This is a genomic window from Clostridium tunisiense TJ, assembly GCF_000300195.1.
GTDB classification, from domain to species: domain Bacteria; phylum Bacillota; class Clostridia; order Clostridiales; family Clostridiaceae; genus Clostridium_J; species Clostridium_J tunisiense.
In genome coordinates this window covers 202,287-219,239 of the sequence record NZ_AMQH01000005.1, presented here as the reverse complement: position 1 = coordinate 219,239, position 16,953 = coordinate 202,287, and the positions used below count along the sequence as shown (strand labels likewise).

At 31.7% G+C, this 16,953-nt stretch carries 15 protein-coding genes; 4 read left to right on the top strand and 11 right to left on the bottom strand.

Annotation, left to right across the window (positions count from 1 at the left end):
• Positions 1 to 275: 275 nt before the first annotated feature.
• The 6 genes from C661_RS0104840 to C661_RS0104815 all read right to left on the bottom strand — a co-directional run bounded on the left by C661_RS0104840 (position 276) and on the right by C661_RS0104815 (position 6,794).
• Entirely contained in the window at positions 276 to 2,072 is a 1,797-nt protein-coding gene (locus C661_RS0104840; RefSeq protein ID WP_017414180.1) for an ASKHA domain-containing protein, read from the bottom strand.
• Between the two features lie 3 nt (positions 2,073 to 2,075).
• Positions 2,076 to 3,095 (bottom strand): methylcobamide:CoM methyltransferase MtbA, encoded by a 1,020-nt coding sequence (locus C661_RS0104835; protein ID WP_017414179.1) that lies wholly within the window; start codon positions 3,093 to 3,095, stop codon positions 2,076 to 2,078.
• Positions 3,096 to 3,177: 82 nt separating this feature from the next.
• Positions 3,178 to 3,834 carry a corrinoid protein gene (locus tag C661_RS0104830; protein WP_017414178.1) on the bottom strand — a complete coding sequence of 219 codons (657 nt, stop codon included), beginning with the start codon at positions 3,832 to 3,834 and terminating at the stop codon, positions 3,178 to 3,180.
• A 50-nt stretch (positions 3,835 to 3,884) separates the two neighbouring features.
• On the bottom strand, positions 3,885 to 4,955 hold the full coding sequence (locus C661_RS0104825) for a uroporphyrinogen decarboxylase family protein (RefSeq protein WP_017414177.1): 1,071 nt from the start codon (positions 4,953 to 4,955) through the stop codon (positions 3,885 to 3,887).
• A gap of 40 nt (positions 4,956 to 4,995) precedes the next feature.
• Positions 4,996 to 5,865: a uroporphyrinogen decarboxylase family protein gene (locus tag C661_RS0104820; RefSeq protein WP_017414176.1), complete on the bottom strand. Its 870-nt coding sequence runs from the start codon at positions 5,863 to 5,865 to the stop codon at positions 4,996 to 4,998.
• Positions 5,853 to 6,794 carry a CobW family GTP-binding protein gene (locus C661_RS0104815; RefSeq protein ID WP_017414175.1) on the bottom strand — a complete coding sequence of 314 codons (942 nt, stop codon included), beginning with the start codon at positions 6,792 to 6,794 and terminating at the stop codon, positions 5,853 to 5,855. The genes C661_RS0104820 and C661_RS0104815 overlap by 13 nt, the downstream gene beginning before the upstream one ends.
• A 638-nt stretch (positions 6,795 to 7,432) precedes the next feature.
• Here C661_RS0104815 and C661_RS0104810 point away from each other — a divergent pair.
• Together C661_RS0104810 and C661_RS0104805 are read left to right on the top strand one after the other, a co-directional pair.
• Entirely contained in the window at positions 7,433 to 7,999 is a 567-nt protein-coding gene (locus tag C661_RS0104810) for a TetR/AcrR family transcriptional regulator (RefSeq protein WP_017414174.1), read from the top strand.
• A 148-nt stretch (positions 8,000 to 8,147) separates the two neighbouring features.
• Positions 8,148 to 9,917 carry an oleate hydratase gene (locus C661_RS0104805; protein WP_017414173.1) on the top strand — a complete coding sequence of 590 codons (1,770 nt, stop codon included), beginning with the start codon at positions 8,148 to 8,150 and terminating at the stop codon, positions 9,915 to 9,917.
• A 178-nt stretch (positions 9,918 to 10,095) separates the two neighbouring features.
• On the opposite strand, the gene C661_RS21355 is transcribed toward C661_RS0104805, so the two are convergent.
• On the bottom strand, positions 10,096 to 10,578 hold the full coding sequence (locus C661_RS21355) for a glutathione peroxidase (RefSeq protein ID WP_083861622.1): 483 nt from the start codon (positions 10,576 to 10,578) through the stop codon (positions 10,096 to 10,098).
• Between the two features lie 571 nt (positions 10,579 to 11,149).
• Here C661_RS21355 and C661_RS22640 point away from each other — a divergent pair.
• On the top strand, positions 11,150 to 12,937 hold the full coding sequence (locus C661_RS22640) for a GGDEF domain-containing protein (protein WP_017414170.1): 1,788 nt from the start codon (positions 11,150 to 11,152) through the stop codon (positions 12,935 to 12,937).
• A 366-nt stretch (positions 12,938 to 13,303) separates the two neighbouring features.
• On the opposite strand, the gene C661_RS0104790 is transcribed toward C661_RS22640, so the two are convergent.
• Positions 13,304 to 13,765 carry a flavodoxin domain-containing protein gene (locus C661_RS0104790; protein ID WP_017414169.1) on the bottom strand — a complete coding sequence of 154 codons (462 nt, stop codon included), beginning with the start codon at positions 13,763 to 13,765 and terminating at the stop codon, positions 13,304 to 13,306.
• A gap of 294 nt (positions 13,766 to 14,059) precedes the next feature.
• On the opposite strand from C661_RS0104790, the gene C661_RS0104785 reads away from it, so the two are divergent.
• Positions 14,060 to 14,710 carry a lysoplasmalogenase gene (locus C661_RS0104785; RefSeq protein ID WP_017414168.1) on the top strand — a complete coding sequence of 217 codons (651 nt, stop codon included), beginning with the start codon at positions 14,060 to 14,062 and terminating at the stop codon, positions 14,708 to 14,710.
• Positions 14,711 to 14,983: 273 nt separating this feature from the next.
• Here C661_RS0104785 and C661_RS0104780 read toward each other — a convergent pair whose 3' ends face one another.
• From C661_RS0104780 to C661_RS24390, 3 genes are all read right to left on the bottom strand, one after another.
• Entirely contained in the window at positions 14,984 to 15,715 is a 732-nt protein-coding gene (locus C661_RS0104780; RefSeq protein ID WP_017414167.1) for a MerR family transcriptional regulator, read from the bottom strand.
• Between the two features lie 342 nt (positions 15,716 to 16,057).
• Entirely contained in the window at positions 16,058 to 16,690 is a 633-nt protein-coding gene (locus tag C661_RS0104775; RefSeq protein ID WP_017414166.1) for a Vat family streptogramin A O-acetyltransferase, read from the bottom strand.
• 38 nt (positions 16,691 to 16,728) lie between these two features.
• Positions 16,729 to 16,851 (bottom strand): hypothetical protein, encoded by a 123-nt coding sequence (locus C661_RS24390; RefSeq protein ID WP_017414165.1) that lies wholly within the window; start codon positions 16,849 to 16,851, stop codon positions 16,729 to 16,731.
• Between the last annotated feature and the right edge of the window lie 102 nt (positions 16,852 to 16,953).

Genomic DNA, 16,953 nt, shown 5'->3' with positions numbered 1-16,953 from the left:
TTCTTCACTAAAATTAGAACTCTAACTTAGTTAATGAAGTAAGTAAATCTATAGTATGTTAATATATTATAATGAATTAAAACTTACCCTATAGTCAAAGATTCAATTAAGATTATAGGGTGAACTTCCACTTTATGAGAGTTATTTTCAATGTGTACGAAAAAGGTTTGGATTTCTCCAAACCTTCTCTTGTAATTAATAGATAAAAACACTTTAATTCATCGTATATTTATAAACCTAATTGGTTTCAATTATAATGACAAGCAATGCTTTTTTTATTTATCTCCAAATATAAGACACTGTGAAAATAATTTTTCATAGCCCTCTGAGGCTCCAAGCTCCATATAATCCATTTTACCTGCTAAGTCCTCTATCTCTTTCTTAACATCAACGGACATAAGTGCCATATATGCTCCAGTCTTTGAGGAATTCCCCACATATACTAGTTTATCCTTTACCTCTTCTGGTAAAATTCCAGTACCTACAAGACTTTCTGCTGGCAGGTGAGCTCCAAACTGTCCAGCTATCATCACCTTATGTAGTTCCTTCATTTCAATGTCCGCTTGTTTTAATAAGGCATGAAAACCGGATAAAATAGCTCCTTTAGCTAATTGTACTTGCCTAATATCCCCTTGGGTTATTAACAGTTGTTCTGGATTGCTTTTTAAAACAAACTCTCTTTTCTTCCCGTTTAATTGGATCATAGGGTATCGATAATCAGTTTCTTCTAAGTTTTCCTTTTTTATAAATGCCCCATCTTTTTTTACAATTCCTGTTTTAAGTAGTTCTTTAATTGCAGCTAATATACCACTTCCACATATTCCCACAGGTTCTTCTTCTCCTATAACCTTAAGTTCTATGCCCTTTTCTGTAATTACTACATCTTCAATGGCTCCCTCTGCTGCTCTCATTCCTGAACTTATATTCATTCCTTCTAAGGCTGGTCCAGCTGCACAGGAACAGGAAAGCAAACTTCCTCCCTTAGATAAAACTATCTCTCCATTAGTTCCTATATCTATAAATAGTATGTTTTCCTTAGCTTTATGCAATTCACAAACATAGGCACCTGCTACTATATCTGCTCCAATATAGGAAGATACAGAAGGAAGGCAATATACCCATGCCCCCTTTGCAGCTTTAATGCCAAGATCCTTTGCCTGTATATTTTTTGCCTTTACAAATACTGGAGCATAGGGAGACTTTCCAATTGAGGTTGCATCAATACCTAATAGAAAATGCATCATAGTACAGTTTGCAGCTACTGAAATTTCATAAATATTTTCTTTTCTTACTTTTGCTTCACTGCATACCTCTTCTATCAATTCATTTATAGCCTCTACTATAGTTTTCTGTAAATCTTCTTTAGCCCCTTCTGCATGTTCCAATTCATAGGTTATTCTAGTTAATACATCTAACCCAAACTTCTTTTGTGGATTAATTGTTGAAGCAGTAGCTAGCTCCTCACCATTGTTCATATCTATTAAAGCTGCTACCACTGTTGTGGTTCCAATGTCAATGGCAATCCCATATACAAGTTCAGTAGTATCCCCTGGTTCAAGAGCAATTAATTCACAGTGATTAAATACTCCAGTTACAGTTCCGTAGCTACTTTCATAGTCTCTAAGTAACTGCCAATTAACCTTTTTAGTCCCAAGAACCTGACATAAAGAATCTTCAAAAGGACTTTGGTTTTCCAAAGTAGGATTTTCTATATGAAAGCTTTTTTTGCAAATTCCTGGTTTAAACTGAAATTTAGGCATGTAACCAGTGGTAAGTATTTTATGCTTTCTTTCCTTTTGCAGAAGTTCTATTGTAATATCTCCTTCTGGTACTACTAAACAAGACAGCCTTATGCCTGCTTCTATTTCATCTTTTTTTAATAACTTTCTTTCTGTTGATGAAAGTTCTGAAAGGTTTCCTTCCACTAGTCTAACTTTACATTTTCCACAGGAACCTTTTCCATTACAAGGATTATCCACAAAAATTTCATTTTCTAATAAAAGCTGTAGCAAGTTTTTCTTTTGCGTGTATTCAAAGGTTTTACCTAGCTGTTTAATAAAAATCTTAGCCATTGATTATAGCATCTCCTTTTTTAAACTCTCAAGCATTGCTTTAACATTTGTTAAGGGAGATTTCATTCCAAGACCACAGGCAGGTGATATTATATTTACTCCATCTCTAACACATTTTTGGGTTAACTCAGAAACCTTATTTGGCTCTCCAAATTCGATTGCATAGGTGCTTACATTACCCATTAGCAACCTATCCCCTAGATTTTTTCTTGCTTCACTTATGCTAACAATAGAGTCGAAGCTTAGCACATCACTTTTAATTTTATCCACTTCTTTATAAACACTCTTCATTTGTCCACATATGTGCACAATAGTTTTCACCTTTTCCTCTTGTATACTATCAACAAGCTTATTAAGGTATTTCACTGCAAATTCATCAAAAAACTTTGGTCCTAAAATTTCACCAGTTCCACTTGGATCAGAAATAGCAATTATATCTGCGCCCGCTTCTATTTGCTTTTTTGCAAAGGAAATTAATTGTTCTGTAACAAAATCAAGATATTTATGAGCTTCTGCATTGCTTTTTCTAAGCTCTTTATAGAATACTACTGGCTCCATAACTGAACTAGCAGTACTTATTGGTCCTGTTAAGTTTCCTATAATAGGAACATTGCTATCCTTTGACTTTAATAATTTAATTGCATCAATAACTACTTTAGCTCTTCCTTCTTCAAAATTAATTTCCGGAAGTTTGTTGTATTCCTTTACTGAAGCTATTGCATACTCCACTACATGAGGTTCATATATGTTTGTTCCCATATTCACTGCTGCTCCAAACTCCTCTGCCTCTATGGTCATGCAAAAAGGAACTCCATAATTTTCAAAACAACCCTTTTCGTATACTGCAGTAGCTAAATCAGCCATGATTTGCGGATTACTGTGAGCCTTTGAAAAATCTATTCCAAGTTCCTCGATTACTTCAGTTGTAACCATATTCATCATGCCTCCAGGACAAATACAAGGCAGCCTATCAACTTGTTCTTTGTTGAAAACCTTATTTAATCGTTCTCTTGGCGATATCATAATACATCCTTCTTTCTAAGTTATATTAAGCTGTGCTTTTCCTTCATCATAGTTTAGCATTATAGGTTCAATCTACAACCCTTTAAGCTATATTCAGTAATTTTTTTGCAAGCTTTACTGCCTCCACTGCATTGGACGAATACCCATCTGCACCTATAGTATCTGCAAATTTTTGTGAAATTGGTCCCCCACCTATAATCACTTTAACTTCTTCTCTAATTCCTGCTTCCTTTAATAATTCAATAACCTTACCCATACCTGCCATAGTTGTTGTCATTAAGGTTGACATACACACAAGAGAGGCATTAACTTCTTTAGCTTTATCTACAAAACTTTGAAGTGAAACATCCCTTCCTAAATCAATCATGTCAAAACCAGCAGTTTCTAACATGATTTTTACTAGGTTCTTTCCAATGTCATGAGTATCTCCTTCTACAACTCCAATTACTGCCTTGGGCTTGCTGTTTCCTTCTTCTTCCTTGGGAAGATGTGGTCTTAATATAGATAGCCCTTCATACATTGCATCTGAGCATAGTAATACATCCGTTACAAAATACTCCTCATCTTCATATAATTGGCTTGCACGGTTCATGCCATCTACAAGTCCTTCCATAATACCATCAAAGGCTGGATATTTTGCCTCTAGGTATTCCCCGCAAGCTTCTATTACCTCCTCTTCTTCCATTTCTACTACACCATCTGATAATCTTTTTAGTAACTGTTCTTTTGATGTTGTCATTACTTACCCTCCATTTAAATAAATAATTTTAAAGCTTATATTTTACACTTTTACATGAAATTTTTGGGATCTACTGGCCACTTTCCATATTTTCTAGCTGAGGCCATAAATTGATCAATATTCTCTAAAGGAACACTTCCTGAAAGGTCACAGCCTGATGCTAAAATATAGCCACAAGGACTGTCATAAGCCTTTTGCAAACAAGTTTTTACTGCTAAATCTACCTCTTCAGTGCTTCCTAAAATTAAAACCTCCACTGGGTCTACATTTCCAAGAATAGGAACCTTATCACCAACCACTTGTTTTGTATACTCTAAATCAACTCTATTATCTATACTCAACATATCGCAGCCTGATTTTACCATATCCCCTACTATTGATGTGGTATCTCCACAAATATGGTAACAAACCATGCCTTTTGCCTCATGAATATCCTTCATTAAATCTATAGTGTAAGGTAGTACAAATTCTAAATATTGTTTTCTATTTAAAATTGTTCCAGATGCAATTGGATCACAAAGTAATATAAGGGCTCCACGTTTTATAAATTCTCTATATATCATCTTTAATGCTTCTGTACAGAACTTAACTAACTCATGCACCTTCTCTGGATTTTTTCTAGTTGCTCTTAAAAGATTTTCAGTTTTATAAATACTTGCCGCTGCAGTAAAAGGTCCCGATATCAAAACTCCTGTTGGAACTTCTTTTCCTAATTTTTCAATTAATATTTCTGCAGCCTCAATATGTAATTGAAAGGCTTTATCATTTTTCAGTTCTAACTTTGATATATCAAGCTTATCTACATCATTCAGGTCTTCTAAAACATATTTTATAATGGCTGGCACATCATTCTCTGGATCATTCATATTACTTCCTAGTGCCATACCAACACCATGTAATCCATACTCAACTACTAATAAATCATTTCCAAACCTTTCATAACAAGCCATTTGTGCTTTAGCTTCATTTAAAGCACTGCTTCTTTTTTCTTTATGGGTCATACCTAACGCTAGTCCTGACATAGAGCAAGCTACAGGCATTGCCATTATTCTGTCCATAGGTTTTCCTGTCATAAAGGCAGTTAACCTTTCAATTGGAGTCATTTTATCATCCTTATGCATACAACCATCTCCTTTTTCTTTTTTAGACCTATTATTTTATTTAAAGCAATTGGATAGCTTTAATAATTCCCTCTTTTAACTGAAACTCCTTATTCTTCATGCATGTTTGACCAATAAATTTTGCTAAGCCAATAGCCTTTATGCATCCTTCCTCATAATTTGTAGGTGCTCCTATGGAAACATCCTTCCATATAGCTTTATCTGTCCCTAGTAAGGCAAAAGTAGTTTTTGGACAAAGTACTACTACCATTTCTTTATCTATAATTTTATCTATTCTTTTTAATAAAGGATAAGTAAACATTTCTACTACTTGTTCTGCAAATTTAGGTCCAAGGATATTTAACCCTCCTGAAGAATCAGCATAGCTGATGATGTTTACACCTGATTTTTGCGCTTCTTGTATAAATCCAATTATTTCATGTTGAAATTTATCAAAAACTTCCCTAATTAACTCTGGATTCTTCCTGAAGGTTTTAAAAACAACTGTTGGTTCAATTAAAACATTCATAATTGTAAAAGGGCCTGAAACATTTAAAACTACATTTTCTCCTTGTTCTCTTAATGATTTACAGGCCTTTAATACTTCTGAAATTCTTCCTGTTGAAAAATCAATTTTTGGCAAAGCCAACAGTTCTTCTGTAGTTGTACAAATATACTCCTTTGCTCTTGGTCCTATGTTCTCATCTCCAAGATTAACCTTCCCACCAAGTGCCTCACCTTCTACAGTATGACAAAAGGGTAATTCACAAAGGTTTGCCTTATAGTAATTTTTAAACTCTTTGGCAAGTAACACCATACTATCCCAGTTTTTATAAGCATCAGGAAATTTCAAACTTGTTTTTTCAATAACTTCTTTACTAATTCCCTGTTCATTACCATATGTACATTTATAGTCAATTATTTTGCCCATGGTACTCCCTCCAACTTATTAACAAACTTTCTCAATATTTTATTTTTCTGTAGGTTAGTTCCAATTACAGTTACTTTTGTTGTTTTCATAGTATTTAAGTACTCCCAATGATAATGGTGTGGAGTATAGTCAAAGTAAACTAACTCTTTTGTAGTGAGCTGAATAATTCCTTTGGCTCTAACAATAAAACCATATTCCTCTTGATTTAAAGAAATTAATATTTTATCTATTTCTTCTTTTGAAAAGTTTCTTAGCTTATCTATAGAAAAAGTTTCGAACCTCTTATTTGCCGCCAGAAAGGCAGGTTTATCCTTTAGCTGATTTTCATAGGATTCCATACTATTTATTGTTTCAATAATTTCTTCCCCTGATAGGGAAATCCATGGTTCTTTAAAAATAGTAGCTTTAGGATTTACTAAACTTATTCTCTTAATAATATCTTCAATTTCATTATTCACTAGATTGTCTAAATGACTTAAAAAAATCATGTGTGCATTTTCGATTTGGTCTAAGTAAAAACTTCCAAAAATCTCGCAGTAATCCTTAAAGGCACTCACATCTACAATAGTAATTACATTCTTAACCTTTACATTTAAAGCTGAGTTTAAAGAAACTTTATTGCAAACCTTTAGTATCTCTGATAAACTGCCTACACCAGAAGGTTCGATAAATATGTTATCTGGTTTATATTCTAAGGCTAACTCTTCAAAGGCCCTTTTAAAATTTCCTGCCACTGTACAACAGATACATCCAGAATAAATCTCTTTTATTGGAAGGCTGTGATTTATTAAATCTCCATCAATGCCAATATTACCAAACTCATTTTCAATTAAAGCATTTTTTCCTTGCATAATTGGAATTACCTTATTTAAAAATGTTGTCTTTCCACAGCCTAAAAACCCTGAAATAATATTTATATTTATACTCATCAAACCCCTCCCTACTAAATTTACTTCATAGCATATACTTAAGAAGATTTCATAACCATGCTAAATATATAAATTAAAACATAATTACTCCTATTGTATCCCCTGAACTTAAGGCAGTCTAATAATGATTTAGGATAGATAAATTTTATCAATTGAATATACCTATAGTAGAGTATAATGTTTATAAGTAACATTTTTAAATAACCTTAAAACGCTATTAAGTTTAATCTAAATTCTGTTAATTAATCAGGGGAATTTTTTAAAAGTATATTATTAAATATAAAGAGATTACACATGCAAAACCTTAGATTTATCCGCACAAAATGTGTCTAGTGTTTTATTATTCTATATGGATATTACTATTGAAAATAAATGATATTAAAAGGGCCAGTCTTCAATTATGTGGCTAGAAATTTGCAAAAACTATATAATATATATAAACAAACTCAAACTATATAATCTATTGTTGATTACTCAAGGACTATTTCTATGATAAATATATAAATATTGGGTACTATATTTAAGCTTATCCGTTTCTTTATGAAAAATAACTTCTACAAAATCCTTAAAGGTAGAAATAACTTTTACGTATAATATAATGAATTTTAACTTATTCAACCTAAAATGGAGGAATGCTTATGGCACAAACAACTAAAAAGGCGCTGGCTGCCTCGCTAAAAAAATTGTTATCCCAGAAATCTATGGATAAAATTACTGTCATTGATATTGTTGAGGACTGTGAAGTTAATAGACAAACCTTCTATTATCATTTTAAGGATATATATGACCTTGTTGAATGGATTTACACCGTGGAAGCATCAAAAGCCCTTGGTGATAAGAAAACTTACGACACCTGGCAACAGGGGTTCATGAATATTTTTAAATATGTACTTGAGAACAAATCTTTTGTAAAAAATACTTATCATTCCCTTAGCAGAGAGCACCTAGAAAATTATCTTTATAATGAGACTTATAATCTTTTAATTGGAGTTATTGAAGAAAAAGCAGTCGGGATGAATGTAAGAGAAGAAGATAAAGCATTTATTGCTGATTTTTATAAGTATGCTTTTGTAGGGCTCATGCTTGAATGGATTGGTAGGGGGATGAAGGAAAATCCTTCTACTATCATTGAACGAGTAAGCATTGTAACTCATGGGGATATTATGAAATCTCTTGAAAACTTCAAAGCTCATACTAATATTTAGACAAACAGTGTCTTGTGTATAAAGTTTTTACAATATCGACTTTATGCCAAAACTCTGAACAAGGCCCTGGTATTGTCTATTGCTCCTGCCTCTAAAAATTTCTATTATATATACATGAAGTAAATATAAAACTTAGGGGGTATTTATAATGTATTATAGTAATGGAAATTATGAGGCATTTGCTCGTCCACAAAAACCAGCTAATGTAGATAAAAAATCAGCATATCTTGTTGGTTCAGGACTTGCATCACTAGCTGCAGCTTGTTTTTTAGTCCGTGATGGTCAAATGAAAGGTGAACATATTCACATCCTAGAAGAGCTTAACATTGCTGGGGGTGCCTGTGATGGTATCAATGACCCTTCAAAAGGGTTTATAATCAGAGGGGGACGTGAAATGGAGAACCATTTTGAATGTTTATGGGATTTATTCCGCTCCATCCCTTCTCTTGAAACTGAAGATGCTTCAGTCCTTGATGAATTTTACTGGCTAAATAAGAAAGATCCAAACTACTCACTTATGAGAGCTACTGTAAATAGAGGTGAAGATGCTCATACTGATGGCAAATTCACTTTAACTCCAAAAGCTTCGATGGAGATAGTAAGCTTATTCATGAGTCGTGATGAGGACTTATATGATAAAAAGATTACTGATGTATTTACAGAGGAGTTTTTCGCTTCTAACTTCTGGTTATATTGGAGAACAATGTTTGCTTTCGAGGATTGGCATAGTGCTTTAGAAATGAAGCTTTATATCCAAAGATTTATTCATCATATTGGAGGACTTCCTGACTTTTCAGCACTGAAGTTTACTAAATACAATCAATATGAATCCTTAATTCTTCCAATGATAAAATACCTTGAAGAACACGGTGTTCATTTCCAATATGATACTAAAGTAACCAATGTTATTTTTGATATAAATAATAGTAAAAAGGTTGCAACTAAAATAATTTGTGAGCATGGTGGAAAAGAAGACTATATTGATCTTTTAGAGGATGATTTAGTATTTATTACAAATGGAAGCTGTACAGAAAATTCTACACTAGGTGATGACAATAATGCTCCAATATTTAATGATTCTGTTGGCGGCTGCTGGGAACTTTGGAAAAATATTTCTAATCAAGATCCAGCCTTTGGTCAACCTGATAAATTCTGTGGAAATAAACAAGCAACCACTTGGGAATCAGCAACAGTTACTACCTTAGATGAAAAAATCCCACCATATATAGAAAAAATCTGTAAGAGAGATCCTTTCAGTGGAAAAGTTGTTACTGGTGGTATAATAACTGTTAAAGATTCAAATTGGTTAATGAGTTATACTTTAAATCGTCAACCACACTTTAAAAGCCAACCTAAGGATCAACTTGTAGTTTGGGTATATGGATTATTTGTAGATGTTCCTGGTAACTATATTAAGAAACCAATGAGAGAATGTACAGGAATAGAAATTACAGAAGAATGGTTATATCATTTAGGAGTACCTGAAGCTGAAATCCATGAACTAGCAACAAAATCAGCTCATTGCATTCCATGTATGATGCCATATATAACTGCATTCTTCATGCCAAGAGCTAAAGGTGACAGACCTAAGGTTGTTCCTGAGGGAAGTGTAAACTTTGCCTTTATAGGTCAATTTGCTGATACAGTACGTGATACAGTATTTACAACAGAGTATTCTGTAAGGACAGCAATGGAAGCTGTCTATACCCTACTTGATGTAGACCGTGGAGTACCAGAAGTATTTGGTTCTTGTTACGATATTAGAGTACTATTAGACTCTACTTCAAAAATGTTAGATGGTAAAAAACTTACTGACCTACACCTTCCAATACCACCTAGCTTACTTGATGGAAGAGTTATGCAAATGGCATCTAAAACAGTTATTCCTGAGTTGCTAAAACGTTACAATTTAATTTAGAGGGAATAAAAGTTTACATTCATCTTATATAAAGCTACCTTGGTTCTCTTAAGTCATTTAGAGTGTGAATAAAAAAGATTATTTTATTACAAAACTTTAGCAAGCACTAAATTTAAAAATAAATATAAGTCTAGTCCATGCTTATAATAACCCTTGGACTAGACTTTCTTTTTTAAGTCTAAATACTCTTAATAAGCTCTTCAATCTTTTTCTCAAGCTTTAAAGGTGCTGTAGCTGGTGCAAATCTATCTACAACCTTACCTGATCCATCAACAAGAAACTTTGTAAAGTTCCACTTTATTGTATCACCAAATAATCCTTTTTTTTCCTCACATAGATGCTTGAATAAAGGATGTGCATTAGGGCCTTTCACATCCACTTTTTCAAACATTGGAAACTCAACTCCAAAGCTAGATTTACAGAAACTTTTTATTTCCTGATTTCCTCCTGGTTCTTGACTTCCAAATTGATTACAAGGAAATCCTAAAATTTCAAACTTTTCATTGCCAAATTTTTTGTACAGAGCTTCCAGCTCATTATATTGCGGTGTAAAGCCTCACTTACTGGCAACATTAACAATTAGCAATACTTTTCCTTCATATTTTCTTAAGCTGATAATTTCTTCATCAATTGTTTTTAATTGAATATCATAGATTGACATTGTACAGTCTCCTTCTTATTTATAATTTTATATTTTACATGCTGTCATTAAAGCTTTTAGTTTATTTACTATAACTAATTATAACATACTTTTAATTGTATGCAATACGATTTTAAGAAATATAATTTTGCAAAATTATTAATGTATTTGTTGGTAGAGAATTTGTAGAATCTGCTGAATCAAAATTACTAGCGGAAAGAAAAGATTATCTTTTTAAAATGCAGCTAATTTGTCTCCTATAAGTCTATCTGAAAGTTACCACCTAAACTTTTACTCCTTTACTTCTCAATGAATCACTCCATACTACATAAAATGACATAAAATCAAAACCTCTAAAACCTTTGTTTAATTTAACTTGAATTTATAAATAAATTTAGTGTTTTCTTATATAAAAAAGTAATTTTATTGTATAATTATAGTATTAGATGTTTTATTTAATAGATAAGAACTACAAAATAGAAATTATCAATACCACCTTTGATAACTTACTCCGTCTTAAGGTATTCAAATGGATATCTGCACTAAACAGTATAATCATAAAATTTATTTTTATTGGAAGGGGACAATACATATGGGTGAAAGTCATAGGAGTTTGCTAACTAAACCAATGAAGAAGATTCTCATTGTTCTTATGCTGATTTCTCTATTTTTAAATTTAGATGTATTTGCAGCTGACGAAAACACCACTTTATCTGTAGATGTTGTAAAGAGCTTAATAGAGACAGATACTGGCATAGAAAGTTTAGTATCTTTATTGGAAAAAAATAAGAAATACATGAAAGAAAATAAACCCTTCTACTATTATTACATAAGCGCTGTAAAATCTTATGTTGTGGACTCTGACTATAAAATGGCAGAGGAGCAATTTAGACTGTCCCTAGAACAGGCTGAAAATAGTGGTAATCCACAAGAAGAAGGTCTTGCAATTAGAGGCCTCATTGACCTAAATAACTGTTATGGCGATATTGCTATGTTAATTGACTATGGTAGTAGACTGTTGCAGTTAGGACAGAAAAATAATCAACCGGATATGATCATTGAAGGTGCTTACAGCATAGCCTATGGACATTACTATATTTTTGATGATTCAAAAGTTATAGAATATCTTGATATGGGGGCTACTAAAGCATTTAACACAAACAATAAAATAGCCATTGCCCAGTTTTATAACATGATGGGAGAGCTTACCTACTCCCAGAAGAATTATGAAGCATCTAGAGGATATTTTAAAAATGTTCAAGAACAATTAGCAACGCTTGATTCCAATAATCGAATGGTAAGGTCAATGAACTTCATTAGTAAAGCAATGCCTCTTATAATAGACAGTATAGAAGGTAAGCCAAGAGATCTCACCCTCCAAAAATCCACAGAATTGCTTGAATCTTCTCAGAAGTACATTGCATTTAACAAGGAACTTCTGATAAACCTTTATGCATGGAATGCGGAAATATATAAAAATTATAAAATGCTACCAGAAACGATAATAAACTATGAAAAAGGTCTAGAAATAGCTAAGAAAATAAAACATATAGATACACAAATTGACCCCTACCAGAGTTACAAACTAAAGCTAGCATTAGCCTATCATGAAATAGGAGAATATGAAAAATCTTCACAGCTTTATGTTAACCAAGCTAGACAATGGGAAAAAAAAGAGTTTCTAAAGAAAAATGAAAATAATATTACAGAAGTAAAGAGTCTTGGTGAAGAGCAACTAAAAGAAAAGATAGACATGTTAAATAAGCTTAAAATTATGAGTGAAGAAAAAATTATAATGCAGAAAAAAGCATTAAATACCTCTCTATTTTTCATTGCATTATTAGCTGTTGGCTTATTTTTCATTGCTATGGAATACAGACGAATTGTAACTCTAAAAAAACGTATCTACCTTCAGTCTATTACCGATAGCCTGACACAAGTTTATAACAGAGGCAGAATTGTTGAAATAATGGAAACCGAGCTTATGGCTGAAAACAAAATTGCTATTATAGATATAGATGATTTTAAGCAAATCAATGACACTTATGGACATGCTGTTGGAGATGAAGTAATTGTTGGTATTGTAAACGCAATAAAAAAATCTCTTAGAGCAACAGATGTCATAGGCCGATATGGAGGAGAAGAGTTTGTTTTAATCCTGAAACAGGTAGATGATAATGATGCTCTGAAGGTGATTGAAAGAGTACGACAAGATGTGGAAGCCATAGAGTGGCCTTATGCTGGCTTAAAAACCACAGTAAGCATTGGGATGATGAAAAAATGTAACATGAGCACTGACAAGCTGTTTATTTCAGTGGACCAGCTACTTTATGAAGCCAAAAGAAGTGGTAAAAATCGTGTTGTTTATAAACATTCTTAAAAATAATTCTACTTATTTTTAGGTAGTAAAGTTATGGATAGAAAAGCATGTATGAGAAGAACAAGGATAGAAACAGAGGAGTAGATAAATTTATTGAAAACTTTGTAATGAGATAAAGTTCAGGACTATCTCCTAACGGAGAATTTAAATTAAATTCAATAATATTAAAATATATAAAAAGGATAATGTGATAACTATTTCATTATCCTTTTCTTTATTCTTTATATTTTTTTCTTTTATATTTGTAAATATATACTCCTACTTATGAAAATAATTTTATTTTAACTGTCTCCCACAAAGAGAGTATACTAAAATCATGTTTTTGAAAAAAATATTATTCCTTTTCGCAGTGAACTACAATATTGTCTATAGCATTACTGTTTTTATGAAGTTTTCTGCTCTTTCAAAATCTTTATAATTTGGATGCCCCTTTGCAAACTTGCTCATAATTTCAAAGATTTTATTATTGCTAAAATCTTTGCTAACAAAACTTCCTTTACAAGCAAAGCTGCCCTTACATATTGCTCCTTTTGATGTTAAAAGCTTAATTAGTTTTTTATTGTAAAAGGTTAAGCCAACTCCACTTGTTGAAAATACAAAAACCTTTTTATTTTTTAAGTTTAATTTATCTACATAACTTAATAACTGTGGTGACATACTTTCTTTATATACTCCAGCTCCAAATCCAATTAAATCATACTCTTCAATTTTAATATCTTTACAATTTTTTAGATTTATTAACTCAGCTTTAGTTATTTTTGCAAATACCTCTGCTATTTTTTCAGTATTACCTTTGTAGCTAGAACAATATATAATTAGAGATTTCATAAACTTTATTTTCCCCCATTCATTCTATTTTCTACATAACTGCTTGTAGCTTTATGTAATTTTTATGTAAATCTACACCCTTTCCCCTTTTGAAAGCAGACCTTTAAGGATTAGCTACTACAGCTTGCACTGCTATTAGAAACTAAAATATTCTTTTTAAAATTTTATTTGATAATACATTATACTAATATATATGGGACAATAAATTAATATTTCATAATATCCTATCATAAAATTTAATAGCAGTGGTTTTATAAATTAATTTTACTGCTTAGATAGGAGTGTAATAAAATTATGATAATGAAAATAACCTTACTTATACTATTTTCATCCTTATGTGTTCTAAATATTCTTTATGAAAAAAACAATAAAAAAAAAGGAATTGCTTTTACTAAACCATTTCTAATGCCACTTCTTACTATCATATATTTATCAAATGCATCTCATATAAATTACTACATTGTACTAGGCTTAAGCTTTGGATTTCTTGGGGATGTATTTTTATTAAACAATCATAAGAAGCACTATGTTCTTGCTGGCATTATATCCTTTCTAATCGGTCATATATTTTATATTTATGTGTTTATATCAGATTCATATATGGTAAAATCTATTCCCCTATGGTTTCTATTATTTTTACTTCCCTATGCTAGTATATCTTTTCTAATGTTTAAAAAACTTATATCTACAATGGAATCCATGAAATTACCAACAGTATTTTATATGTGTATTCTCTGTATCATGAGCTTTATGAGTTTTTCACGTATTTGGTCTGCTTCCCTCTTATCCTTCATTTTAACCTTCTTAGGATCATTATGTTTTTTAATTTCTGATTCCATATTAGCTTTTGATATGTTTTCAATGGAAAGAAAGAATAATGGCGCAACTGTAATGGAAACTTATATTGCAGCACAGCTTTTAATTATTGCTGGATTACTTATATAGCTAAAAGGGTACTTAAATATTCTACTAGTATTCAGTCCACTATCAAGAATTCTCCAAAACCTCATAGGTAAAATCTCTTCACTATGGGCCCTTTTGCTTATGAGGTTTGAGGGAAGATAAAATGAAACATTATACTTTTATAATACAAGATTAATTTTATATGCAATACCTACGCCATCACATGTTAGGCTCACATTGGCATAGCTACCAACACTACAACTTATGCCGACAAAACACGCTGGAAAAAGCTTGTTCCCTTTTCATACCTTCACTTTAACCTTTTCGCTTAATTATTAATTCTCTTATATAACTAATCAATTCCTTTGCATTGCTCTCAGCTTCAGGAAGTGAAGACAACAGCCAGTGACCCGCGCCATTTTTTTCTTCATATAAAAATATATCCTTTTCCTCATTTTTAGCCTTGAGCTTTTTTACCATCCTGGATATGCACTGAGTGCAGTAGTTTTCCTTCCTCAAAGCTTTAATAACTCTAAGTAATTTTATTTCATCCTGTCCATAAGTTCGATAACCATTTTTGGTTCTTGGCACTTCAATAAATCCATTTCTCTCCCAGTTTATAATTACATTTATTGACACCCCAAGTAGCTTTGCTACTTCATTTCTTTTTAATGAAGTATTCCTTTCCTCCGGCAAGTCACTCTTTAATATTTCCTCGATTACTTTCATAACCTTAAGTTCACTATTCTTTTCCTTTTTTATATGTGCTAAATACTCCTTACTTAACTCTAATGCCTTTACTAACTCTCCTTGAGCTGCACTTCTTATAATATTTTGAACTTCAAACTTCATGTAGCATTTAATTAATTCGCCTTTTAAAGCAATTCTTATAAGTTTAATCTGATCTAGATGTGCTTCGGTATAAATCCTATAACCATTCTCTTTTCTTTCCACAGAAATAATATAGCCCCATTTTTCATATAACATAATAGTATTAGGATGTACCCCCATTAATTTAGCAACTTCAGAAGTACTATAGTTTCTCATTTGATACCTCCATCCTTGTATCACCAAATTGTATTTATCATTATAGCATACCCCAAAAACTCTGGTAGTATAGTGGAGAGTTTTAATATTCTTTATTTCCATATAAAAGAAAAGCACACTTTTTAGATTGTTAATATGTTTGTTTGATTTTTATGAGAGCTTCCAAATATGTTATTTGCTCTAAAAAAGCAAAAACTTTAACATCAGCTCATTTCTTTCTTATCTTATCAACACACTCAACATAGTTTTTCATATATTATATTAAAATGTGCACGTAATTCATTTCATGAAAAAAGCCTCCTTGAATTCAAGGAGGCCTTAGAATATAAATATAATAAAATATTACTCCATTAACTCTTCTAAACCAGCTTCAGATGTAAGCTTTTCAAGATTATTGAATATCTTCTTTTCGTCCCAATTCCACCATTTAAGCTTTAGTAATAATTCTATTTTTTCTTCACTAAAACGTTTCTTAATAAGTTTAGCTGGATTGCCACCATATATTGAATATGGTTCAATATTTTTTACTACAGTTGAGTTAGTAGCAATAATGGCACCATCACCAACTTTAACACCAGGCATAATGGTTACATTTTCACCTATCCAAACATCATTTCCAATTACCGTATCACCCTTAAGGGGTAACTGTTCTATTGTAGGAGTAACCTTCTCCCAGCCTCCACCAAATATATTAAATGGGTAAGTTGTTATACCATCCATTCTATGATTTGCTCCGTTCATAATAAACTTAACACCCTCTGCTATTGCGCAAAATTTACCTATTATTAACTTATCTCCTAGAAATTCATAATGATGTTCTATATTGTCATAGAATTTCTCTGGAGACTTTTTATTATCACTATAATAAGTATATTCTCCGATTTCTACATTTGTTCTTTTAGGTAAATTACTTATGTAGCAAACTGTTTTAATATTTTCGTTTGGGTATAGCTTTTTCCTATCTGGTCCTATCATAAAGTACTCACTCCTTTTAGCTTTTTATATTTTTCTTATTAGCTTATGTCTTTCAAAATCATAGCTACTGTGGATTTTCCAGATGCCATTATCCCAGTTGTAATAAATATTCCATTACTTTCTACAATGTATTTTGGTATATTATTTTTTACTATATCCATTGCGTTACCTCCATTAATTATTACTTCTACTATAACAGAAGCTTAGAACAAAAAAACGTATCTTTATTATACTTACTTTATAAAAATATATTTATTCAGGTA